Annotated in this window: 18 protein-coding genes, 1 tRNA gene and 2 pseudogenes; 1 reads left to right on the forward strand and 20 read right to left on the reverse strand. The window is 66.1% G+C overall.

The window, feature by feature from the left end; all coding sequences use genetic code 11:
- Positions 1-126: 126 nt before the first annotated feature.
- The 13 genes and pseudogenes from HLA91_RS12735 to mfd form a co-directional block, all read right to left on the reverse strand.
- Positions 127-576 (reverse strand): annotated as a pseudogene (locus tag HLA91_RS12735) (helix-turn-helix domain-containing protein); the annotation flags it as partial.
- A 130-nt stretch (positions 577-706) separates the two neighbouring features.
- A pseudogene (locus HLA91_RS13965) lies at positions 707-1,261 on the reverse strand (IS3 family transposase); the annotation flags it as partial.
- Complete coding sequence (locus tag HLA91_RS12740; protein ID WP_170275004.1) at positions 1,258-1,575, reverse strand: transposase; 318 nt, start codon at positions 1,573-1,575, stop codon at positions 1,258-1,260. The pseudogene HLA91_RS13965 and the gene HLA91_RS12740, both read right to left, overlap by 4 nt.
- A gap of 117 nt (positions 1,576-1,692) precedes the next feature.
- Positions 1,693-1,769, reverse strand: a tRNA-Leu gene (locus HLA91_RS12745).
- Positions 1,770-1,899: 130 nt separating this feature from the next.
- Positions 1,900-3,273 (reverse strand): NAD(P)/FAD-dependent oxidoreductase, encoded by a 1,374-nt coding sequence (locus HLA91_RS12750; protein ID WP_165883373.1) that lies wholly within the window; start codon positions 3,271-3,273, stop codon positions 1,900-1,902.
- 40 nt (positions 3,274-3,313) lie between these two features.
- A complete protein-coding gene (locus HLA91_RS12755) occupies positions 3,314-4,663 on the reverse strand; it encodes a S8 family serine peptidase (protein ID WP_170275005.1) in 1,350 nt (449 codons plus the stop codon).
- 11 nt (positions 4,664-4,674) lie between these two features.
- Complete coding sequence (locus HLA91_RS13970; RefSeq protein ID WP_239557064.1) at positions 4,675-5,664, reverse strand: Ppx/GppA phosphatase family protein; 990 nt, start codon at positions 5,662-5,664, stop codon at positions 4,675-4,677.
- Between the two features lie 45 nt (positions 5,665-5,709).
- Positions 5,710-6,213: a DUF501 domain-containing protein gene (locus tag HLA91_RS13975; protein WP_239557065.1), complete on the reverse strand. Its 504-nt coding sequence runs from the start codon at positions 6,211-6,213 to the stop codon at positions 5,710-5,712.
- Positions 6,210-6,779 carry an FtsB family cell division protein gene (locus HLA91_RS12765; protein ID WP_170275006.1) on the reverse strand — a complete coding sequence of 190 codons (570 nt, stop codon included), beginning with the start codon at positions 6,777-6,779 and terminating at the stop codon, positions 6,210-6,212. The genes HLA91_RS13975 and HLA91_RS12765 overlap by 4 nt, the downstream gene beginning before the upstream one ends.
- A gap of 318 nt (positions 6,780-7,097) precedes the next feature.
- Positions 7,098-8,378, reverse strand: a complete 1,281-nt coding sequence (gene eno / locus HLA91_RS12770; protein WP_170275007.1) for a phosphopyruvate hydratase — start codon at positions 8,376-8,378, stop codon at positions 7,098-7,100.
- Positions 8,379-8,441: 63 nt separating this feature from the next.
- Positions 8,442-9,215, reverse strand: a complete 774-nt coding sequence (locus HLA91_RS12775; RefSeq protein WP_239557066.1) for a tyrosine-protein phosphatase — start codon at positions 9,213-9,215, stop codon at positions 8,442-8,444.
- Positions 9,190-10,137: a MazG nucleotide pyrophosphohydrolase domain-containing protein gene (locus tag HLA91_RS12780; protein ID WP_170275008.1), complete on the reverse strand. Its 948-nt coding sequence runs from the start codon at positions 10,135-10,137 to the stop codon at positions 9,190-9,192. The genes HLA91_RS12775 and HLA91_RS12780 overlap by 26 nt, the downstream gene beginning before the upstream one ends.
- Positions 10,134-13,787: a transcription-repair coupling factor gene (gene mfd, locus HLA91_RS12785; protein WP_338076754.1), complete on the reverse strand. Its 3,654-nt coding sequence runs from the start codon at positions 13,785-13,787 to the stop codon at positions 10,134-10,136. Before mfd ends, HLA91_RS12780 begins: the two co-directional genes overlap by 4 nt.
- 140 nt (positions 13,788-13,927) lie before the next feature.
- Between mfd and HLA91_RS12790 the strand changes: the two genes are divergently transcribed.
- Positions 13,928-14,626: a rhomboid family intramembrane serine protease gene (locus HLA91_RS12790; protein WP_170275009.1), complete on the forward strand. Its 699-nt coding sequence runs from the start codon at positions 13,928-13,930 to the stop codon at positions 14,624-14,626.
- A gap of 23 nt (positions 14,627-14,649) precedes the next feature.
- Here HLA91_RS12790 and HLA91_RS12795 read toward each other — a convergent pair whose 3' ends face one another.
- The 7 genes from HLA91_RS12795 to HLA91_RS12825 all read right to left on the reverse strand — a co-directional run bounded on the left by HLA91_RS12795 (position 14,650) and on the right by HLA91_RS12825 (position 21,405).
- A complete protein-coding gene (locus HLA91_RS12795; protein ID WP_204514202.1) occupies positions 14,650-16,137 on the reverse strand; it encodes an aldehyde dehydrogenase family protein in 1,488 nt (495 codons plus the stop codon).
- The gene (locus HLA91_RS12800; RefSeq protein ID WP_170275010.1) at positions 16,130-17,035 is read right to left on the reverse strand and encodes an NAD(P)-dependent oxidoreductase; all 906 of its coding nucleotides are present in this window, start codon (positions 17,033-17,035) and stop codon (positions 16,130-16,132) included. The genes HLA91_RS12795 and HLA91_RS12800 overlap by 8 nt, the downstream gene beginning before the upstream one ends.
- Positions 17,032-17,514 carry a hypothetical protein gene (locus tag HLA91_RS12805; protein ID WP_170275011.1) on the reverse strand — a complete coding sequence of 161 codons (483 nt, stop codon included), beginning with the start codon at positions 17,512-17,514 and terminating at the stop codon, positions 17,032-17,034. The genes HLA91_RS12800 and HLA91_RS12805 overlap by 4 nt, the downstream gene beginning before the upstream one ends.
- Complete coding sequence (locus tag HLA91_RS12810) at positions 17,511-18,326, reverse strand: DUF3100 domain-containing protein (RefSeq protein ID WP_170275012.1); 816 nt, start codon at positions 18,324-18,326, stop codon at positions 17,511-17,513. Before HLA91_RS12810 ends, HLA91_RS12805 begins: the two co-directional genes overlap by 4 nt.
- 137 nt (positions 18,327-18,463) lie before the next feature.
- The gene (locus HLA91_RS12815) at positions 18,464-19,375 is read right to left on the reverse strand and encodes a LysR family transcriptional regulator (RefSeq protein WP_170275013.1); all 912 of its coding nucleotides are present in this window, start codon (positions 19,373-19,375) and stop codon (positions 18,464-18,466) included.
- Between the two features lie 533 nt (positions 19,376-19,908).
- Positions 19,909-20,502, reverse strand: coding sequence for an aminoacyl-tRNA hydrolase (gene pth, locus HLA91_RS12820; protein ID WP_170275014.1), 594 nt, complete (start codon positions 20,500-20,502; stop codon positions 19,909-19,911).
- Between the two features lie 225 nt (positions 20,503-20,727).
- Positions 20,728-21,405: a 50S ribosomal protein L25/general stress protein Ctc gene (locus HLA91_RS12825; protein WP_170275015.1), complete on the reverse strand. Its 678-nt coding sequence runs from the start codon at positions 21,403-21,405 to the stop codon at positions 20,728-20,730.
- Positions 21,406-21,559 lie beyond the last annotated feature (154 nt).

Genomic DNA, 21,559 nt, shown 5'->3' on the forward strand with positions numbered 1-21,559 from the left:
ACGAACTCCGGCCCCACGAGGCCATCTCATGGAACCGGCCCAAGGAGGTGCACCTGGGCCTAGCCGACCCCACCACCCCGACATTCAAAACCAAGGAAATCCTGCCAACTACTTGACGCGGGACAGTTTCGCGGCCTCTTGGGCTTTCCATTGGGCCACCGTGGCGCGATACTCCAGCTTCCCGCTGCGGGTAGCAGCGTTGCGGCGCAACTCCCGACTGATCGTGCCCGGATCCCGCCCAAGGGTACGCGCGATCGACCGGACACCGCGTCCCTGAGCACGCAAGATCGCGATCTCCTCTCGCTCCTCGAAACTGAGATAACGACCAGTTGGCTCCGTCAACGTCAGCGGTGGCATACCGCCAGCGTGACGGAACCACCGTGATCCGACCGGCACCGACACCCCCACCGCCAGCGCTGCCTCCGCTGTCGTGACCCCGGCCGCGATCAGGCGCCAGAATTGTCGCTGCACCGCCCTCGATGGCTGCGGTCTGCCCGGAGAGCGCATTGCTGGCCGCAACGCCCGGTCCGCGCGCCACTGCCGCCGCATCCCCTCCGGGACCTCGCTGGTCTTCATGCCCCAGTCCTTGGTCGCCATCCTTGAACACCTTTCTCACCTCAAGGTGTTGCGACGACCAGTTGAATCCGCCTTGCGATCCTCGATCGGAGTGATGGACCAGTTCAGCGATGCCTGTGGTCGCGGTGTTCAGCGCGTGCTCCAGCGCTTCTAAGGACAGCGCGTGCGTCGTCATCGATGATCTGGTCGCCCAGCCGGCGATACGGCGGGAGTACGCATCGATGACGAACGCGGTGTACACAAAGCCATACGATGTGCGCACATACGTGATGTCAGCGACCCACAGCCGGTTCGGTGCCGGTGCTTTGAAGTCTCGCATCACCAGATCCGGGCGCTCATCCGGTGTGCGCCCGGGTACCGTGGTGCGTGGTTTCCGGCCGCGGACCACGCCGCTGATTCCGGCCTGACGCATCAGCCGTGCGACCTGGTCACGGCCGATCTTCCAGCCGCTTCGGCGCATCGCATGCCACATTTTGCGAACGCCGTAGACCCCGTAATTGCGGGCATGCAGGTCCTTGATCACCACGCTCAGTTCCCGATCACGGATCTGGCGTTCGCAGGCCGGTCTGGTCTTCGCTGCCCGATAGCCACGGGACGTGATGAATCCACCCTCGCGTGCTGCAAGTGTGCGGCAGATGAGCTCGACTCCGAACTGATCACGGTACATATCGATGTAGGCGATCATTTCGGCCAGGGGCGGTCGAGCTCGGCTGCAAGAAAAGCGGAGGCAGTCTTGAGGATCTCGTTCGCCCGTCGCAGCTCCCGGTTCTCACGCCGCAGCCGTTTAAGCTCTTCAAGCTCATCTGTAGTCGCGCCCGGCTCAGTACCGGCATCACGTCTGGCCTGCTTCAACCACCCGCGCATCGTATGCGGTGAGATCCCAAGTTTCGTTCCCACCGCCTGGGCGGCCGACCACTGCGAGCACTGCGTGTCCTGAAGATGATCCTCCATCAAACGCAACGCCCGCTGCTTGCACTCCTGGGTATAGACAGTTGGCATGATCCAATTCTCCTTCAATCAGTAGAACGGAACGAAACCCAGGACGCTTCAGCCAGACAGCAGGCGGAAACGGGACGGATCAAACCGGGAACGTCGCTGGTTTGAACAACGACGCTCTGGTGCCCCCAGTGGGACTCGAACCCACACTGAATCGATTTTAAGTCGACTGCCTCTGCCGATTGGGCTATAGGGGCGACGGCAGACAGTCTAACCGAGTCAGCGCCGCCCAACGCCCTCCACCCAGGCCACCGCATAGAAAACACTGGTGGGGACCCCAGACGGGATCCCCACGAGCAGTGTTCGCAGCTCAGATGAGCGTCACGGTCAGGCTTTGGCCGGCTCTTTCTTGGGGGCCGGCTTCGAGTGTGCGGCGTCGACGAACGACTTGCGCGGCACATCGAGGTCCTTGAGCGGCATGACGTCGCGGCCGAAGACGACGTTGAGCGCCCAGTTTCCGAACACCCGGACCTTGCGGTCGATGGTTGGGATGGCGTAGCCGTGGTAGCCGCGGTGCATCGCCCAGGCGAGCACGCCGCGGGCTTCGAAGTCGCCCATCTGCGAGACACCCTTGTACAGGCCCAGACCGGCAACCGTGCCGATGGTCTTGTGGAAGTACTGGCGGAACTCGGTCTCACCGCGCAGCGCAGCGAGCACATTGGCAGCCAGCACCGGGGCCTGGCGCACAGCGTGCTGCGCGTTGGGTACGCAGTAGCCGCCCACGCCGCCGCCGGAGAGGTCCGGCACAGCAGCGTTGTCACCAGCAGCCCAGGCACCTTCGACAACACCCTCATCGCCCTCGACGCGCAGGTCGGCGCGCACGGTGACGCGGCCGCGCTCATCAAGCGGCAGGTCGGAATCGACGAGCACCGGGTTGGCCTTGACACCGGCGCTCCACACGACGGTGTCGCAGTCGAACTCCTCGCCGTTGGACAGCTGGATGTGCTTGTTGGTGCAATCCTGCAGGAAGGTCTCGAGGTAGACGTCGATGCCGCGCTCGCGCATGTGCTCGACGACCCAACGGGCCTGAGCCTCGCCGACCTCGGGCATGACGCGGCCCATCGCCTCGACGAGGACGAAGCGCAGGTCAGCCTCGGTCAGTGTCTCGTACTGTGCAACGGCGGCACGAGCCATGTCCTCGAGCTCAGCGAGGATCTCCATGCCAGCGAAGCCGCCGCCGACGAAGACGAAGGTGAGCAACCGACGGCGCTCTTCGTCGTCTTCGAGCAGAGAGGCCTCGGAGATGTTGTTCAGGACGTGGTCGCGCAGGGCGACGGCCTCTTCGATCCGCTTGAGGCCGATGGCCTCCTCAGCCAGACCCGGGATCGGCAGGGTGCGGGCCACCGAGCCTGCGGCCAGGATGATCTGGTCGTAGTCGAGCTCGAAGGGCTCGTCGCCTTCGGGTTCAACGGTGACGAACTTGTCAGCGTGGTTGATCGACCGGACGTAGCCGGTGACGACCTCCGCGCCCTTGAGGTTGCGGCGCAGCGGCACGACAGCGTGGCGCGGCTCGATCGAGCCGGCTGCCACCTCGGGCAGGAACGGCTGGTAGGTCATGTAGGGGTTGGGGTCGACGACAGTGACCGTCGCTTCGCCGCGACCCAGGTTCTTCAGCAGATTCTGGGCGGTGACGAGGCCGAGGTAGCCGCCTCCGACGATGAGAATACGAGGACGCAGTTTGCTGTTTCGAATCAGTGCCATGACCCCATTCTAGCGACCGCCCCGAGGTTTGTGAAAACTTTCACTTACCCTCCGGGGTGATGTCAGATCCCCCGCCAGACGGCCGCGCACGCCGCATCCGCGCGACCCCGGCGGTGATGAGTCCCGCACCGGCCAGCGCACCCGTGATGAGCACGGCCGGCCCTGCCGCCGAGGCGGTGGCCGGTGTGATCTGCGCTTCACCTTCAGGGGAAGTCTCCTTGCCGGAATCAGCTCCCGGTTCGGCCTGTTCGGTTGTCGCCGGTGCCCGGCGGTGCATCGTCACCCAGTCGGCCAGCTGCTGTCCGGCCTGCGGAACATCGGCGGGCACATCGGCGTCGAGTGCTGCGCCCGGGGCGAGGCGGCCGTGGCCGACGACCGGGTCGGGCTGCTCGGGTGTCGTCGTGCCGTCGTGACCGGGGACCGGGGTGGCTGTGGTGTAGAGCTTGGCGACGACCTCATCGGCGGACAGGTCCGGGTCATTGCTGCGGATGAGGGCGGCGACCCCAGCGACGACGGGTGCGGCGAACGAACAGCCGTCGCCGGTGCCATACTCACCTCCGGGCAGCGGGACGGGGATGTCTTCGGCCGGTCCCATGAGGTCGACGGCGATGCCCGGGGCGGTCGACTCGGCGCGCACCTGCCCGTTGGCGCCCAGCCCGCCGACGCCCACCACACCGGGCACGGTCGCCGGTGCCCAGGCTCTGCGCGCACCCTGCGAGCGGTTGCCGACACAGGCGATGACGACGACGTCGTGGTCGAAAGCGTAGGCGAAGGCTTCGTCCCAGTCCGGGTCCCAGGTCGGGTCGTCCCAGCCCAGAGACATGTTGACGACATCAGCACCCTCGTCGACGGCCCAGCGCAGCGCGGCCGCAGCCTGCTGCCGGGACGGCGGGGAGCTCTCGGGCCGGTTGCTGCCCAGCCACATCGAGGCCGAGAGCAAATCGGCGTCCGGGGCCACGCCCATCGGCCCGGGCCCGGAGCCGTTGCCGGCGATGACGCCTGCGACGGCGGTGCCGTGGTGGATGATCGACCCGTCGCCGAGAGGGGTGGTGCCGTCCGCACCGGTTTCGGAGAAGTCCTTGGCCTTGACGACGGTGTCGGTGAGGTTCTCATGCGCGGCCTCGACGCCGGAGTCGATGACAGCGACCGTTGTGCCCTTCCCGGTCGTCGTCTGCCACATCTCGTCGATGCCGTAGTCGGCGATGAACCACTGCCCAGGCCCTGCCTCGGGTTCGGCCGCCTGCACCGGGCCCGAGGTCAGGGTCGCCTCGGTGAGTGCCGCGCCGGTGGCCAGCGCGAGAGCTGCGGCACCGGCGGCGAGCTTCTGCCCGGCAGCCCTGGCTCGCCGGGCACCCCGGCGGCCGGCGGCGTCTCGGTCGGCGGTGGTCATGTCGGTTGCCTTCAGGTGCCGGCTCGCTGGCTGAGGCCGATGGCGATGCCGTCGAGGATGTCGGTCTCGCTCGCAAAGATCTCCGGAGGCTGCTGGGCATCGGCGGTGACGCGGTCGATGAGTGTGGCGAAGATGAGCGCCCCGGAACCGATGACGTCGACGCGGCCGGGGTGCATGAACGGCAGTGCAGCCCGCTCAGCTCGCGGCATGTGCAGCAGGTCCTGGCAGGTGGCCAGCAGCTTCTCGGGTTCCAGCCGGGCGGCGTGGATCGCCTCGGGCTCATAGGCTCTGAGTCCGAGAAGCGCGGCGGTGACAGTGGTGATCGTACCGGCGACACCGATGACGGTGCGCACACCGGAGACGTCGACATCAGCACAGGCGGCATCGTAGGCGGCGTCGATATCGGCGATCGTTGATGCGATCTCGGCATCAGTCGGCGGGTCGGAGTTGAGGTGGCGTTCGGTCAGGCGCACACACCCGATGTCCATGCTGTGCGCGCCGGTCAGCTCAGCCCCGGCGGGCCCGACTGCACCGGTGACGAGTTCGGTGGAGCCGCCGCCGAGATCCATGACGAGGAACGGGCCGGTCGGTGCCGGGTCGGCGGCTGCCTGCACGCCGACGGTCGCGCCGGTGAAGGACAGCTGCGCTTCTTCGATGCCGGTGATGACCTCCGCCTCGACGCCGAGGCGTGCTCGCACACCGGCGAAGAACTCTGCGCGGTTGGCGGCATCCCGGCTGGCAGACGTCGCAACGAAGCGCACATGTTCGGGTGCATGAGCGCGGATGAGCTCGGCGTACTCCTCGCAGGCGGCGAAGGTGCGTTCCAAGGCCTCTGAAGCGAACCGGCCGGTGGCATCGACGCCCTGGCCGAGGCGCACGATGCGCATCTCGCGTACGACATCGCTCACCTGCAGCGGCCCGCCGTCAGCGGGTGCGGTGATGTCGGCGATGAGGAGGCGGATGGAGTTCGTTCCGCAGTCGATGGCAGCAGCTCGGGTCATGCCCCCAGCTTAGACGCCGCGGGACAGCTTGCCGGTTCAGGTGACTCACACCTCGGCGACGGGCGGCACCCCGTCCATCATCGACAGGGCGAGGTCGCCGACCGGGTTGACGCCTGGCCCGGCGGCCAGGGCGTGGCCGACGAGCGCGTGGAGGCACTTGATGCGGGTGGGCATACCGCCGGCGGAGAAGTCGTCGATCTCCGGCACCTCGCCGATCCCTGCGCCGATGCCGATCTGCCGGCGGGCGGCCAGGTAGGCGGCATGCGCTTTACGGTAGCCGGCCTGCATGTCCTCGTCCTCGCCGAGCTGTTCGCTCATCTGCGCCATCACGCCGGCGGCTTCGAGCCGGGAGCATTCGGTGACGTAGTCCGGGTGGGTGAGGTAGAAGGTGGTGGGGAACGGAGTGCCGTCCTCCAGCCGGGGCGCGGTGGCGACGACGAGCGGCTCACCGGTCTTCGAGCGGGCGGCGACGCCGACGACCCCGCGCGGGACCCGGCCGAGCTGGGCGCGGATCGTGTCGAAGTCCGCTGGGGTGCATTCGGTGATCATGGGCTCTCTTCTGTTGCGAAACCGACGGCCTTGAGCGAATCTACCAGCTCGATGTACCACGGCTGCCTGCGCACGGTGCGCTTCTCCCCTGCCCCGGCGGCCGCGGTCTCGGTGGCGACCTCCTCGCCGGTGTCGTCGATGACGATGTAGACCTCTTCACCGTCCTTGGCGTAGTGGTAGTCCTCGCGGGCCCGCTGAGCGAGGTAGGCGGGATCCTTGAGCTGCTCCTGCCGCTCCTTGAGATCGGCGACCTCCTGCTCGGTGACCTCGATGTCGCGCTCCAGGGCGGCGATCTGCTGGTACTGGGCGATCCCGGTCGAGATCGAGGGCAGGAACATCGTCAGCAGCATCGCGGCGATGACGCCGAGGATGATGGTGCGCGCCGGCAGGCGGCGCCCGGCCGCGGTCGCGTCGATGTCGGTGCCTGAGAGGTCGACGACCGGCTGGGCTCTGCGTGTGCGGGCAGCAGGCGCCTGGGCCTTGGCGGATTTCGGCTTGCGGGAGGCAGCGGACTTCCGCTTGGCAGCCAGGGCGCGGCGCTGTGCTGCAGATGACGTCGGAGCCATTGCCACCTCATGAGCTGATCAGGGGAAGAAAGGTGTGTGGCACCAAGTCTGCCTGGCCTTGCAGCCGACAGCCCTCATTTGGTGCGGCGTGTTCGCACGAGCACGTGTGAGATGGGCGTATGCGCACCCCGGCCGCGCCCCACGCCCCCCGGCCGCAGCCCCACGCCCCACAACCCACGTCGCGCGCCCCACAACCCACGTCGCGCGCCCCATGCACGAGGTGGGGTGCACGCACGGTCGTGCACCCCACCTCGGGAGCGGGTCGCCTCAGCCGCACACGCCTGGCGCGGCGGGAGTGCAGCCGGTGGTCGGTCGGTGTCAGTCGCGGAAGCGCGGGAAGGCCGAGCGTCCGGCGTAGCGGGCGGCATCGGCGAGCTGCTCTTCGATGCGCAGCAGCTGGTTGTACTTCGCGACGCGCTCCGAACGGGCCGGGGCGCCGGTCTTGATCTGGCCGGCCTGCGTGGCCACAGCCAGATCGGCGATCGTGGTGTCCTCGGTCTCACCGGAGCGGTGGGAGATCATACAGGTGTAGCGGTTGGTCTGGGCGAGCATGACCGCATCGAAGGTCTCGGTCAGCGAGCCGATCTGGTTGACCTTGACGAGCAGGGAGTTCGCGGCACCGGATTCGATGCCGCGGCGCAGCCGCTCGGGGTTGGTGACGAACAGGTCGTCGCCGACGATCTGGACCTTCTCGCCGAGTTCGGCGGTGAGTTCGATCCAGCCGTCCCAGTCGTTCTCATCCAGCGGGTCCTCGATGGACACGAGCGGGTAGCGCTCGACGAGGTCGGCGTAGTAGGCGGTCATGTCGGCGGCGGTCTTCGTCTCGCCTTCGAACTGGTAGGCGCCGTCCTTGAAGAACTCGCTGGAGGCGACGTCGAGGGCGAGCGCGATGTCCTTGCCGGGCTTGCGGCCGGCCTTCTCGATCGCTTCGATGATGAGGTCGAGCGCCTCGGAGTTCGACTCCAGGTTCGGGGCGAAACCGCCCTCATCGCCCAGGCCGGTGGACAGGCCGCGATCCTTGAGCACAGCCTTGAGCGCGTGGTAGACCTCGGTGCCCCACTGCAGGGCTTCGCGGAAGCTGGCGGCCCCGATCGGGGCGATCATGAATTCCTGGATGTCGACGTTCGAGTCGGCATGCGAGCCGCCGTTGAGGATGTTCATCATCGGCACCGGCATGATGTGGGCGTTCGGGCCGCCGAGGTAGCGGTACAGCGGCAGGTCTGCAGACTGGGCGGCGGCGCGGGCGACGGCGAGTGAGACACCGAGGATGGCGTTGGCGCCGACCCGGGACTTGTTGTCGGTGCCGTCGGTGTCGATCATCGCCTGGTCGATGAGGCGCTGCTCTTCGGCTTCGAAGCCGGCGATGGCGTTGTTGAGGTCGTCGAGCACGGCATCGACGGCCTGCTGGACGCCCTTGCCGAGGTAGCGCTCGGGGTCGGAGTCGCGCAGCTCGACGGCTTCGAACTCACCGGTCGAGGCACCCGAGGGCACGCCGGCGCGGCCGACTGTTCCGTCTTCGAGCAGCACCTCGACCTCGACGGTCGGATTGCCGCGGGAGTCGAGGATCTCGCGGGCATTGGCAGCAATGATTTCGGCCACTGTGGTCTCCTTCAAGCCTGATGCATCGGCTGTGGGGCGGGAACGGGGTCTACGCGGATCAGCTTAGTCGACGTGTGCGGGGCGGACGAGAGCGGCGCGCAGCTCGTCGACCGCCTCGGGGTTCATGCTGTGGGTGCACAGGTAGCCGGCCACTCCCCCGTATTCGTCATCGAGCCGATCGAGCACTGCGGTGATGAGGCCGGCCGGTGCCTGCGTGGCGGTGTTCGAGATGTCGGCGACGATGCCCGCCTGGGCGAACTTCGCGCCGAGTGCTGCGACGAACTCGGCACCGAGGTAGCGCTCGGTCATCGTGTAGTCGGTCACGACGTGCTCGCGGTCGACGTCGAGCAGGCTGAGCACGAAGGCTGAGAGTACGCCGGTGCGGTCCTTGCCGGCTGAGCAGTGGATGAGCACCGGGGTGCGCACGCGCTCCGCGATCGTCTCGACACCGGCGGCCAGGCGGGGCCCGAATTCGTCGATCATCGTCTGGTAGATCGTCGGCAGGCTGTGATCGGGCAGTTCGACGCGCGCGGCGTTCGGGTCGAGCGGATAGTAGCGGTTGTCGAAGACCGGCAGTGAGATGTGCTCGACGTCGAGGCCGTCGAGGGCATCGGGTGCGCGATGGGATTCGCGCTCTTCGCGCAGGTCGATGACGGTGGCAAGGTTCAGCTCACGCAGCGCTGCCCGGGATGCGTCGGTGAGGTTGTGCAGGCCGTCGGAGCGGTACAGCAGCCCGCGGGCGACCGTTCCGCTGCCGGTCGGCCAGCCTCCGATGTCGCGGAAGTTGAACGTGCCGGGGATCGGGATCCGCTCAGCGACGTGCATCTGCTGTGTCATCTCCACCTTCCACGCCCTGCCTGCGGGCCTGCTCGACGGCTGCGTCCTCCACTTCGGAGGTTACCCGACGCAGCGCGGCCTCGGCGTCGAGGCCCTGCGCGTGGGCCCGGCTCACGAGCGCGAAGAGCGCCCGGCCGAGTTCGGCTTCCGCTCCCGAGGCGGCGAGCGCCTGGCCTGGGGTGGTGTCCAGGCCCGAGGTATCCGGGTCCGGGACGTCCGGGCCCGAGGTGTCCGGCTGGTCGAGTGCGAGGCGTTCGATCCGGCCGAGCACCGCCTGGGCGCGGGTGAGGGCGGGGACACTGGCGGGCAGCGAGTCGAACGATGCGCGGGCGGCGGCCGCGGCCTGCTGGCCGGTGGAGTCGAGGCTGGCAACCTGCTCTCCTGCGGCATCCGCGCCGGAAACGTGCTCCCCTGCGGCATCCGTACCGGGTGCCTGCTGCCGGGCGGCAGCGCGTTCGGCAGTCTTGATCGCCTCGTAGCGACGTTCGACTTCGTCGATGTCGACTGGCGCAGTCGAGTCGAAGACGTGCGGGTGGCGGCGGATGATCTTCTCAGCCAGTCGCGCATCGACGCGCCGGATCGCCGCTGGCGTCAGGGCCTCACCGGGCAGATCCTCGTGGTCGCGCATCGAAGCGAGTGCCTGCCCGCCGGCGGCCTTACGGTCGAGCAGGGCGGCGTGGAAGAGCACCTGGTAGAGCACATCGCCGAGCTCGACCTCCACCTCGGCGGCGGTGCGCTCATGCGGGTCAGCGGCGTAGTCGTCAAGGGCGCCGATGAGCTCGTGGGTCTCCTCGATGAGGTGCTTCTGCAGCCCGGTGTGGGTCTGGGCCGCAGCCCACGGGCAGCGCGCCAGCAGGTAGGCGACGGCCTCAGCCGCCGTCATGCCGGTGGTGTCCGGACGCTGCCAGCGCGGAGTGCTCATGCGCTCGTCTCCACCTTCGCACCGTCCTTCTTCCCAGCACCGGCCTTCTCCCCTGACCCGGCCTTCTCTGCAGCGCCGGCCGTCTCTGCGGACCTCGACTCCGCCTCGGGGGCGGGCAGGATCGCATCGAGGAACTGGTGCACCCAGTCGATGAGCTCCCGGTCGACGAGGTCCTTCTTGTCGAACCCGACCCCGGACTGCGGCTTGGGCACCTGGATCGCCCGCAGCGCCGGCTTGATGAGCGACTTCGGGTACAGCCGCTTGAGTCGCACGATCTGCGAATCGGCAAGCTCCACCGGCGCGAAGCGGATCGTATTGCCCACCGACAGGATCTCCTGCACGCCGGAGGCACGGGCGCGGATGCGCAGGCGGGCGATCTCAGCAAGCACCTCGACCGCCTCGGGGTAGGGACCGTAGCGGTCGGTGAGCTCGGCGAGCACCTCGGCGATCTCGGCATCATCGGTGGCGGCGGCGAGCTTGCGATAGGCCTCCAGCCGCAGCCGCTCATGCTCGACGTAGTCGGTCGGCAGGTGCGCGTCGATCGGCAGCTCGATGCGCATCTCCGCGACCTCCTCCTCGCCTTCGCCGCGGAAGTTCGCCACCGCCTCGCCGACGAGGCGGACGTAGAGGTCGAAGCCGACGCCTTCGATGTGGCCGGACTGCTGGCCGCCGAGCAGATTGCCGGCCCCGCGGATCTCCAGGTCCTTCATCGCCACCTGCATGCCCGCGCCGAGCTCGGTGTGGGCGGCGACGGTCTGCAGCCGGTCGTGGGCGGTCTCGGTCAGCGTCATATCGGCCGGATAGAGGAAGTAGGCGTAGGCGCGCTCACGCGAGCGGCCGACGCGGCCGCGCAGCTGATGCAGCTGGGACAGGCCCATCCGGTCAGCACGGTCGACGATGAGGGTGTTGGCGTTCGAGATGTCGATGCCGGTCTCGACGATCGTCGTGCACACGAGCACGTCATAGCGCTTCTCCCAGAAGTCGACGATGACCTGCTCCAGGCGCTGCTCGCTCATCTTGCCGTGGGCGACGGCGATGCGCGCCTCCGGGACGAGTTCGGCTAAGTGGGCGGCGGTCTTCTCGATGTCCTGGGTGCGGTTGTGGATGAAGAAGACCTGGCCTTCGCGCAGCAGCTCGCGCCGGATCGCAGCGGTGACCTGCTTGTCCTCGTATTTGCCGACGTAGGTCAGCACCGGGTGGCGGTCCTCCGGCGGGGTCGCCAGAGTCGACATCTCCCGGATCCCGGTCACCGCCATCTCCAGGGTGCGCGGAATCGGGGTCGCCGACATGGCGAGCACGTCGACATTGGTCCGCAGCGCCTTGAGTGTTTCCTTGTGCTCAACGCCGAAGCGCTGCTCCTCGTCGATGATGACGAGCCCGAGGTTCTTGAACTGCACCTCACCGGAAAGCAGCCGGTGGGTGCCGATGACGAGGTCGAGGCTGCCGTCTTTGAGGTCGTTCTTCGTCTTCTCCGAATCGGCCGGGGACTGGAAGCGGGAGAGCTTGCCGACGGTGACGGGGAAGCCGGAGTAGCGTTCGGAGAAGGTGTCGAAGTGCTGCTGGACGAGCAGGGTCGTCGGCACGAGCACGGCGACCTGCTTGCCGTCCTGGATCGCCTTGAACGCTGCACGTACCGCCACCTCAGTCTTGCCGTAGCCCACATCGCCGCAGATGAGTCGGTCCATGGGGATCGGCTTCTCCATATCGGCTTTGACTTCGTCGATGGTGGTGAGCTGGTCGGGGGTCTCCATGTAGTGGAAGGCGTCCTCGAGCTCACGCTGCCACGGGGTGTCCGGGCCGAAGGCGTGCCCGGAGGAGGCGCGGCGGGCCGAGTACAGGTGGATGAGCTCGCGGGCGATCTCTTTGACCGCTTTGCGGGCTTTCGACTTCGTCTTCGCCCAGTCCGAGCCGCCCATCTTGTTCACCGACGGTGATTCCCCGCCGACGTACCGGGTGACCTGGTCGAGGGAGTCAGAGGGCACGTAAAGGCGGTCGCCGGGTTGGCCGCGCTTGCTCGGCGCGTATTCGATGACGAGGTATTCGCGGGTGTGGGCCTGCGGCCCGCGGCCCGTTGTGCGGGCGACCATCTCGACGAACCGGCCCACCCCGTGCTGTTCGTGGACGACGTAGTCGCCGGGTTTGAGGTCGAGCGGGTCGACCTGGTGGCGCCGGCGGCGGGCCGGCAGGCGGCGCATGTCCCGGGTCGAGGTGGCTGCGGCGCGGCCGAGCACATCGGCCTCGGTGAGGACGGCGAGCTTCATCGTGTCGATGACGAATCCGCCGAAGTCCGCGGCCGTCGTCACGGTCACCGCGCCCGAGGTGGTGGGCTCGGTGAGGTCGTCTACGAACCGGGCCGGCACATCGGCTTCGGAGAACACCTCGACCATCCGCTCACCAGGACCGCGGCCCTCCGTGAGGACTACGACGTCCCAGCTGTCGTGGACGAGAGCGCGCACATCAGTGAGGATCGCCTCGACGTCGCCGGCGTAGCCGCGGGGCTGCCGGCCGGGCACCTCGAGTACGGTCTCACCGGTGGACTCGGCCAGTTCGGCATCGCGGGCGAAGCCGCCGATCTCCCACCACGGCAGACTGCGCGCAGCGGCGGCCTCGCGGGTCTCCTCCAGGGTGCGGAAGCTGGCCGGCGACAGATCGATCGGCACCTTCCCGCCTGCAGCGGCAGACGTCCATGCGGCGGCGAGGAACTCCTCGGTCGTGGCGACGAGGTCCTCGGCCCGGGCCGCGACCTTCTCCGGGGCGGTCACGAGGATCCGGGTGCCAGCCGGCAGGGTGTTAACGAAGGACTCCATCTTTCCGGCGAGCACCGGGGCGAGGGACTCCATGCCTTCGACAGCGACGCCGTCGGCGATCTTCTCGAGCATCTCAGTAGCCTGCGGCAGCTCTGGGATGAGGTCGCGGGCGCGTTCGCGGACTTCGGCGGTCAGCAGCACTTCGCGGCACGGCGGGGCCCATAGGGTGTAGACGGCGTCGTCGACGGTGGGCAGGGAGCGCTGGTCGGCGACGGAGAACGGGCGGATCTCATCGACCTCGTCGCCGAAGAACTCGATGCGCAGCGCCTGGTCATCCGTCGGCGGGAAGATGTCGAGGATGCCGCCGCGCACCGCGTACTCACCGCGCCGGGATACCATGTCGACGCGCGAATAGGCGAGGTCGGAGAGCTGCTCGGCCAGGTCGGCGAGTTCGACCTCGTCGCCGACTTTCAACTGGACGGGGGTGAGTTCGCCGAGACCGGTGACGATCGGCTGCAGCAGAGCCCGGATCGGGGCGATGACGACATTCAGTGGTTCATCGCCGGGGTGGCTGAGGCGGCGCAGCACGGACAGGCGGCGGCCGACGGTGTCTGAGCGCGGGGAGAGCTTCTCATGTGGGAGGGTCTCCCAGCTGGGGAAGACCGCGACGGAGCTGGCTGGCAGGTAGTCGGCCAGTGCCCGTTCGAGGTGATCGGCCTCCCGGCCGGTGGCGGTGACCGCGAGGATCGGCCCGGACTGGGCGGCATCGGCCATGACGGAGGGCCATAGTCCGGTGATCGCGCTGATCGACCCGCCTGCCGTCGAGCTGTCGGCGAGCGCTGCCAGGGCAGCACTGTAGGCGGAGTTGGTTTGCAGCAGGCGGGAGATTCCGGTCACAGACACGCCGTAAAGTCTACTCGGCTTCCGCGTCCGGCGGGCCCGCTCTGGCGGTGAGGCTCATGACACCGGCACGGAACCTGCGGCCTGCGCCGCACGGCTCCGCTGTGGAGGGCCCTGTCAGTTTCGTTTGCGAGAATGAGCCCATGAGCTTCGAGCCCTCTGACCTCAGCCGCACGCCTGCCCGGCAGACCGGATCGAGAACCCGGTCCGATCTCGACCTGCCCGGTGCGAATGTCGGGGCCCGGCTGCTGCAGCCGATCGTGCTGCTCGGGCTCATGTGGGTCATCGCTGCCGCCGATTTCGTGCTGCCGGGCTCATTCAACGGTTTCGGAGTCCGCTCATGGAATCCGACCGGTCTCATCGGCATCGTCTTCTCTCCGCTGCTGCATTCGGGCTGGCCGCATCTGATCGCCAACACGATCCCGTTCCTCGTCCTCGGATTGCTCGTCGCCGCCGAGGGCATCCGCCGCTTCTGGTTCGTCACCTCCGTCATCGCCGTTGTCAGCGGGCTTGGCGCCTGGGCGGTGAACCTGCCCGGCACGCTGACCGTCGGCGCCTCGGGTCTGGTGTTCGGCTACTTCGGCTATCTCATCATGCGCGCGGTCTTCACCGATTCGATCCTGCGCCGGCTGATGTTCGGCGTCATCGGCCTGCTCGTCATCATCCTCTACGGCGGCTCGATGCTCACCGGTGTGCTGCCGCTGTTCCCCGGCATCTCCTGGCAGGGCCACCTCTTCGGGGCGATCGGCGGCGGGCTGGCGGCCTGGATGGCCGGGCAGCCGCGCTGGCACTCCCTCAGCGGTGAGACCACCGCCCCGCGCCGCACCGGCGGACTGTACTGAGGGCCAGCACCGTCTCGCTTATCTCAGTACCCGCCGATCGGGTTCGGATGTTCTGACGTTTCGACCCAGATAGAACGCGGCTGGCTGTACTCATAGAGCCCCTCTTGTCCGCTGGAGCGCCCGTATCCCGAGTCTTTGAATCCGCCGAAGGGCGACATGACGTGAATTGTCTTATAGCTGTTGACCCATACGGTCCCGGCGGTCAGTTTTCCTGCTACTCGGTGCGCACGTGCAACATCGGAGGTCCACACAGCGCCAGCAAGCCCAAATCTGCTGTCGTTTGCGAGGTTGACCGCTTCCGTCTCGTCCGAGAACGGTAACGCCGCGACGACCGGGCCGAAAATCTCGGTTCTGGCTAGTTCAGCATCGTTGGACGATGGTTCCAGGATTGTCGGTCGGATATAGAATCCTGCTTCATCCGCCCCAGTGGTCGTCGGGCCGTAACCGCCGAACGCGGTCTTGCCGTCGTACGAATCAAGGAGGCTTTTCACCCGCTCGAACTGAGCCCTGTTCTGAAGTGGGCCCATCTGGACATCGGGGTCCTCAGGGTTGCCGACCCGAACCTGTGCAGCGATGTCACGCAGTTTGCAAATCACCTCATCGTAAACAGCGTCATGGATGAGCAGTCGGGAACCCGCCACGCAGCTCTGTCCTGCCCCAGAGAAGATTGCTCCTGCTGCCCCACGCGCTGCACGCTCGAGATCCGCGTCGGCAAAGATGATGTTCGCAGACTTCCCACCGAGTTCAAGAACGCAAGGCTTCAGGTGCGATGCGGCCTTCGCGGCGATGATGGCGCCCGTGTGTGGCGAGCCGATGAAGATCACTTTGCGGATTTCGGGATGTTCGACGAGCGGCTCGCCCGAGGTCAGCCCAGTGCCGGAAACAACGCTGAAGAGGCCTGCCGGCAGGCCTGCTGCGTGAGCCAGCCCGGCAAGAGCGGTTGAGGTCACCGGCGTGTGTTCGGATGGTTTGACCACGATTGCGTTCCCAGCAGCTAAAGCTGGGGCCACCTGCCACCCGCACGTGAAGATCGGAGCATTCCACGGTGTGATCGCAGCGACCACTCCATAGGGCACTCGTTGGGTGTAATTGAGATGCGTCGTCGGTACCGCGAGCACGTCACCGGTCTGTTTGTCACACCAGCCGGCGTAGTATTCAAACATCTCTGCGACAGCTTGCACCTCAGCCCGCGCATCGTGGATCGGCTTCCCGGTGTTCTGTGCTTCCAACCGCGCTAGTTCGGGGAGGGCATCGCGCACTGCACGACCGACTGCGTGCAGACGTCGGCCCCGCTCTGCGGCCGTTAGCCCGATCCATTCTCGCTGTGATTCGACTGCACGGGCGACACACGCGTCGACCTGAGCTCGCAGAGGCTCTCGATAGCGAAGGAGGCCCTGCCCCGTGGCCGGATCGTCGATGCTGATCTCTCGGCCTTCACCGAGTACCACCTCGTCCCCGGTGGAGATGCCGATTGCGGGGGAACCTGGCATATCAGGACGATTGTCAGTCATTCGGGGTTTCCTCCTGGACAGCTCTGTTTGATGTGACGATGCGATTGAAGTCTGCGTCGGCGCCGAATGATTCCCGCGCTCTCTGCCATTGCAGCAGCGCGGCATTGAGAAGAGGAGCATCTATGCCCAGCGCCCCCGCAGTCCCTGTTGCGAGCCCGACGTCCCGGGCCATCAAACCGGTGGAAAACCCGCTGTCGAAGGTGCCAGAGAGCACCCACTCGGGCACATTGAGCTCTGTAACGGCGCTGCGACCGGAAGCAGCATTCACTGCTTCGAAGATCTTCGCAGGAGGTGCGCCCCAGGCTTCAGCCAGAGCCAAGGCTTCACCGGCCGCAGCCAGATGGACGGCGCACAGCCCGTTGTTGATGAGCTTGGCGAGCTGACCATTGCCGGGGCCTCCCACCTCGGTGCAGCGACTGGTGAGCGCAGTGAGAACCGGAGTGGCACGAGCGACAGATTCCGCGCTGCCGCCGACGAATGCCGTCATCGTTCCACCGCGTGCGCCTTTCGGACCTCCACTGACTGGTGCATCGACGAACCCGACCCCTAGGTCGTCGAGCCGGCGCGCAAGCTCCTGCGCAACTCGCGGATCCCCTGTCGACATGTCGATGACAACGCTGTTCGGCCCGTTTCGTGCAGCCAGATCTTCGGCGATGCCGTTGGCTCCGATCAGCACTTCACGGGAGATGTCGCTTGACGGCAGTGAGAGAACCACCGTTGAGGCCCGCTGCGCGACATCCTCGAGTTCACTGGCGATGAGCCCACCAGCCTGGAGATCTTCACTCACTCCGACGGGATCGACACCGTAGACGTGATAGCCATGGCGAAGGAGCGTTGCAGCCATTCCGGCGCCCATCCGACCAAGACCGATGACGGCAACTGCTGGGGACTGGTTCATGAAACTCCTAGCATGAGTTCGGCGATGAGGACGGATCCAATGTAGGTACCGAGCAGGACGAGGACACCGACAATGAGGATCTTCCAGCCAGACGTACGAGCAATGGAGATCTCACGAGCGGTTATCGCCATCGCTGCATACGCCAGGCACGGGGGAGTCAGCGCAAGGAAATCGATGCTCTCAACCCAATGGAGGACCGCTCCTGCCCAGGGTGTCCCGGGAATGGTCGTGGCAATTCCGACGATTGATACCCAGGCTACAGAAGGTAGTTTGAGCATCGGCAGCAGACGGGCAAGTACGACTCCGGCGACGCCAATGCCCCCGAGCACGGTGAGACCGCCGATGATCCGTCCGACTCCAAGATCAGTCGCCATCATCTGCAGCGGAATGCAAATAATGGTGACCAGGGCGAGCAGTGTGACTTCGTGGCCCAACTTAAGCGCTTCGGTTGGTTCCGCGACGGGGACTTGCTGGCTCATGTCATTGCCTTTCCTCGACGAGCTTCAGGGCTGAAGCGTCGATAGATCCACTCGACGAGGGGAAGTGCGATGAACAGGCTTGCGTACATGCCTGTCGCGTAGGTCAGCAGGTTGCTCGCACCGGCGAGAGCGATGAGAGTGTCTGCCTGCGCTGGCACGGCTGCAGCCAACGCCCCTGAACAGGCAGCCATCATCGAACCGCTGCCGACACCGCACGCCATTGCGAGTGCCCGCGGATCGAAGACGTCGGTCGAGGCCAGTCCAGAAGCCAGCACCGAGAATACGATGGTTCCGACCAGTGTGCCGACGACGTAGACTCCCATCACTCCGGCACCTTCAGGACTCTTTAGCCCGTATCGGTCCGCGACGATCGCCAAGCTCGGTTCTCGGGCAACCGAGAAAGTCGCTCCGACGGATTCACGGCCCATCTTCAGCACCCACAGCGCCACCGGCAGCGCGAACACGATCGTGAAGAGGTTTCCGAGCTCCTGTAGAAGGAGAGCTGGCCCGGCGGCGATGATATCGCTGAGCGCAGGTCCGACAGTTGTGCCGAACTTCGCGATGAATGGAATGATCGCCACCACTACGCATGACGATGCAGCCGCGATGTGACGCGTTTTCAGCAAACCAACTGTGCGCCCGACGATGTTGGAATTCGTCAGCAGACCGAACGCGAAGGCGAAGAGGAGCGGCAACAGCAGGATGCTGCCGAGCCCTACGGGAATATCGACGATGCCGATGAGCTGAGCTAGCACAACGATGATGAGCGCCGCCGCATGCAATCGCGGTGACAATAGTTCTTGCAGTCGCATCGCGCCCCCATTGGTCGATGATTGTTGAGTTCCTTCGAACGTAACAACAGACCCGGATGGGCAGTAGTACCCAAAATCTGCACCACGCGGTTGCCCTCACAGGCAACACCAAGATGGAAAATGCCGTCCGGCAGACGTCAATTGTCGTTGAGATCCTGCACGTAGCGGCTTAGACGCGCTTCCAATTCACTTGCGGCAAGCGACACCGGCCGACCAGCCTGAGCAAGCAACGACGCTGTAACCTGGCTTACGTTCGCGGCCGAAATTGGGCGAGAAACCAGGTTGGCATACGGGCGGGTAACGAAACCCGGCAGCAGTGCGTAGCCGGCGCCGGAAGCTGCAAACGCAACAAGTGCGTTCACCGACCCAGTCTCCATCCGTACTCGAAACGCTGTCCCTTCATCACGTTGTAAGTCATCGGTCAGTGCGCGCAGACCGAAACCCGGAAGCAGGAAGGCACCTGCATGCTCGGCTAGCATCGTGCAGGTGACCATCGAGACTTCAGCAAGCGGGTGATGGGGGCTGACCGCGACGGCAAGACTGTCCGTGCTCTCAGCGATCACACTGAGCGCGGCATCCGGAACCACATGCGCGCCAATTCCGTAGTCGACATCGGCATCAATCACAGCCTGGCGAATATCACTCGTGCCGGCGTTGAGCACCTCGACGGATACGGCAGGATGTTCAGCGAAAACGCTGGGAAGGACTTCCTCTATCAAACCGGCGAGGAACCCTTCTCCTACAGCGATTCGGACTTTGCCTGAGAGTTCGTTGCGGGCGGCAGACAGTTCGTCTGCCAGGATGGCGTCCAAATCCTCGCGAGCCCGGACGTACCGTAGCAGTGCTTCGCCCGCCGGAGTCGGTCGCACTCCGGTGGCATGCCGATGCAGCAGCTCTTCACCTACCCGCTGTTCCAGGCTGCTGATCGTCCGGCTCAATGCCGGAGGACCGATGAATAGGCGCCTGGCAGCAGCTCGGATCGACCCGGCACTGACAACTTCGGCAAAATAAGTCAGCGCACGATCATCGGTGATGCTGAGGTCGGTCATATCAGCAGGATACGCCGCCGTGATGAGTCAGCTGCGCATCCGCCGCTCCGGTCCCAGACCCGGGCATCCTCCCAGCGACTCCACTAGCCGGCAACAACACTTGTAAGCGCGACATAGCTCGACCTGGCCCTTCTTCAGCTGCATAGCTCGACCTGGCCCTTCTTCAGCTGCTAGGGAAGCACAGCAGCAGCCCGCTTACTTCCCATCGGATTCGGTGAGCGGGAATGGATATCCTCTAAGGTGGCCTCGCCGCTATTTCGTTATAGTGAAGCCGATTGCAATGAGGGTCGCGTTCTCATACCCGCCCACTGCCGAGTGAGGCTTCTCCCTAGCACGCAGCCCGCTGCAGCTGAGCAGGGCTAACGCTGAGCAAAGTCACTGGTGAGAAGAGCTAGGGCTGAGCCAAACGCAGAGCTGACCAAAGTTAGAAAAGTTGTTCATGGTTGTGGCGCCGGAAACCATGAACAACTTTTCCAACTTTCGCGGCGGCCCACATTAGCCAGCGGCCTTGGCCTGAGGCGCAGTCTCAGCCTTCAGCGGGAGTGGTACTTCTGCTGGGTCTCCGTCAGCCCTTCGGTCACGAGCATCTCGACGGCATCGGCGAGATCGCTGATGAACATCGGCAGGGTCTTCTTCTCGTCAGTGCTGAAGGGCCGCAGCACGAACGAGGCCGTGTCCATGCGGCCCGGCGGGCGGCCCACACCGGCCCGCACCCGCAGGTAGTCCTTGGTGCCGAGTGCCTGGGTGATCGAGCGCAGCCCGTTGTGCCCGCCTTCTCCCCCGCCGCGTTTGAGCTTGATGGCATCGAAGTCGAGGTCGACGTCGTCGTGGACGGCGATGAGGTTGGCCGCGGGCACTGAGTAGAACTTCAGCAGCGCCTGCGTCGGCCCTCCGGTGACGTTCATGTAACCCAGCGACTTCGCCAGCACCACGCGCGGTCCCGGCCTCCCGCCGATGCTGCCGAGCCGGCCCATCGCCGCGACCGCGCCGTGCTTGGTCTTGGTGAGGTTGAGGCTCATCCGGTCGGCGAGTTCGTCGACGGTCATCTGGCCGATGTTGTGCCGGGTCGGGGCATACCGCGCCCCGGGATTGCCCAAGCCCATGACGAGCCACGTCTCATCGGCCATCGCCGTCCTCCTTCGTGATCGCCGGCTATGTTCCTGCCGGTCATGTCTACGGTAGCGACTGAGTGAGCCTCGCGTGGCTTAGATCAGGCTTACCTGTCGTGCCTGACCGCGCCCGAGGCCGTGGTGGGGTGAATGCCGCAGCGGCAGGTCCCCGGGTGGGAACCTGCCGCTGCGTGCTCAGAGGTGAGCCGGCGCTCAGCCCGGCGTCTCAGCTGAGTGAGAGGATCACTCCTCGTCGTCGCCCTCAGCCTCGGCGTCGCCGCCCTGGGCCTCGGCGTCACTCTCAGCCGGAGCACCGGTGGCCGCAGCGACCTCTTCATCCACCGCGTCGGACTCGAGTTCGGCCTCGAGCTGCTCTTCGGAGAGCTCAGCGGAGATGTTGACGATGAGCAGCTCGGGATCGTCGACGAGCTCGGTGCCCTTCGGGACGGTGACGTCGGAGGCGTAGACGTGCTCGCCGACCTCGCGGCCCTCGATGGAGACCTCGACGGACTCCGGCAGGCTGGTGGCTTCGGCCAGCAGGCGGATGACCTGGTTGTCGATGGAGACGACGGTACCGGGTGCAGCTTCGCCCTCGACGACGACCGGGACCTCGACCTCGATCTTCTCGCCGCGCTTGACGATGATGAGGTCGAGGTGCTCGATGTTCCAGGTCACCGGGTGACGCTGGATGTCACGGGCGATGGCCAGGCGGTTCTTCGAGCCGTCCGGGCTTTCGATCTCGAGCAGGGCGTTGGGCATCTTCATCGCCATCATGGTGGCGTGGCCGTCGAGTGCCAGGTGGATGGGGTCCTCGCCGTGGCCGTAGAGGACTGCAGGAACCTTGTCTGCGCGGCGGAGCCGGCGGGCAGCGCCCTTGCCGAAGTCGTCGCGGCGTTCTGCGATGAGCTTGAAGTCAGCCATTTTCTTCTCCTTCGTGGTGTGAGCACCACGGCGGACGAGCCTCGTGGTCGCTCCCGGGCCGGCACCGAGGTGGTGGCGGCGGCGCTGTGCGCCGGAGAAGGGGGCTTACGAGAACCGCGTCGATCACGGAAACATGGGTTTCCCTCGCCGAGGT

The sequence above is a fragment of the Brevibacterium luteolum genome (assembly GCF_013004595.1).
GTDB classification, from domain to species: Bacteria; Actinomycetota; Actinomycetes; order Actinomycetales; family Brevibacteriaceae; genus Brevibacterium; species Brevibacterium luteolum.

What these genes read in the sequence shown, in the direction of transcription:
- HLA91_RS12790 (WP_170275009.1), top strand. Translation starts at nt 13,928, where the DNA reads ATGAGCTTCGAGCCCTCTGACCTCAGCCGCACGCCTGCCCGGCAGACC.
- HLA91_RS12810 (WP_170275012.1), bottom strand. Translation starts at nt 18,326, where the DNA reads ATGCGACTGCAAGAACTATTGTCACCGCGATTGCATGCGGCGGCGCTC.
- HLA91_RS13975 (WP_239557065.1), bottom strand. Translation starts at nt 6,213, where the DNA reads ATGATCACCGAATGCACCCCAGCGGACTTCGACACGATCCGCGCCCAG.
- HLA91_RS12780 (WP_170275008.1), bottom strand. Translation starts at nt 10,137, where the DNA reads ATGAGCACTCCGCGCTGGCAGCGTCCGGACACCACCGGCATGACGGCG.
- HLA91_RS12765 (WP_170275006.1), bottom strand. Translation starts at nt 6,779, where the DNA reads ATGGCTCCGACGTCATCTGCAGCACAGCGCCGCGCCCTGGCTGCCAAG.
- HLA91_RS12740 (WP_170275004.1), bottom strand. Translation starts at nt 1,575, where the DNA reads ATGCCAACTGTCTATACCCAGGAGTGCAAGCAGCGGGCGTTGCGTTTG.
- HLA91_RS12755 (WP_170275005.1), bottom strand. Translation starts at nt 4,663, where the DNA reads ATGACCACCGCCGACCGAGACGCCGCCGGCCGCCGGGGTGCCCGGCGA.
- HLA91_RS12805 (WP_170275011.1), bottom strand. Translation starts at nt 17,514, where the DNA reads ATGAGCCAGCAAGTCCCCGTCGCGGAACCAACCGAAGCGCTTAAGTTG.
- pth (WP_170275014.1), bottom strand. Translation starts at nt 20,502, where the DNA reads ATGGCCGATGAGACGTGGCTCGTCATGGGCTTGGGCAATCCCGGGGCG.
- HLA91_RS12750 (WP_165883373.1), bottom strand. Translation starts at nt 3,273, where the DNA reads ATGGCACTGATTCGAAACAGCAAACTGCGTCCTCGTATTCTCATCGTC.
- HLA91_RS12815 (WP_170275013.1), bottom strand. Translation starts at nt 19,375, where the DNA reads ATGACCGACCTCAGCATCACCGATGATCGTGCGCTGACTTATTTTGCC.
- HLA91_RS12800 (WP_170275010.1), bottom strand. Translation starts at nt 17,035, where the DNA reads ATGAACCAGTCCCCAGCAGTTGCCGTCATCGGTCTTGGTCGGATGGGC.
- HLA91_RS12775 (WP_239557066.1), bottom strand. Translation starts at nt 9,215, where the DNA reads ATGACACAGCAGATGCACGTCGCTGAGCGGATCCCGATCCCCGGCACG.
- HLA91_RS12825 (WP_170275015.1), bottom strand. Translation starts at nt 21,405, where the DNA reads ATGGCTGACTTCAAGCTCATCGCAGAACGCCGCGACGACTTCGGCAAG.
- HLA91_RS12795 (WP_204514202.1), bottom strand. Translation starts at nt 16,137, where the DNA reads ATGACTGACAATCGTCCTGATATGCCAGGTTCCCCCGCAATCGGCATC.
- HLA91_RS13970 (WP_239557064.1), bottom strand. Translation starts at nt 5,664, where the DNA reads ATGACCCGAGCTGCTGCCATCGACTGCGGAACGAACTCCATCCGCCTC.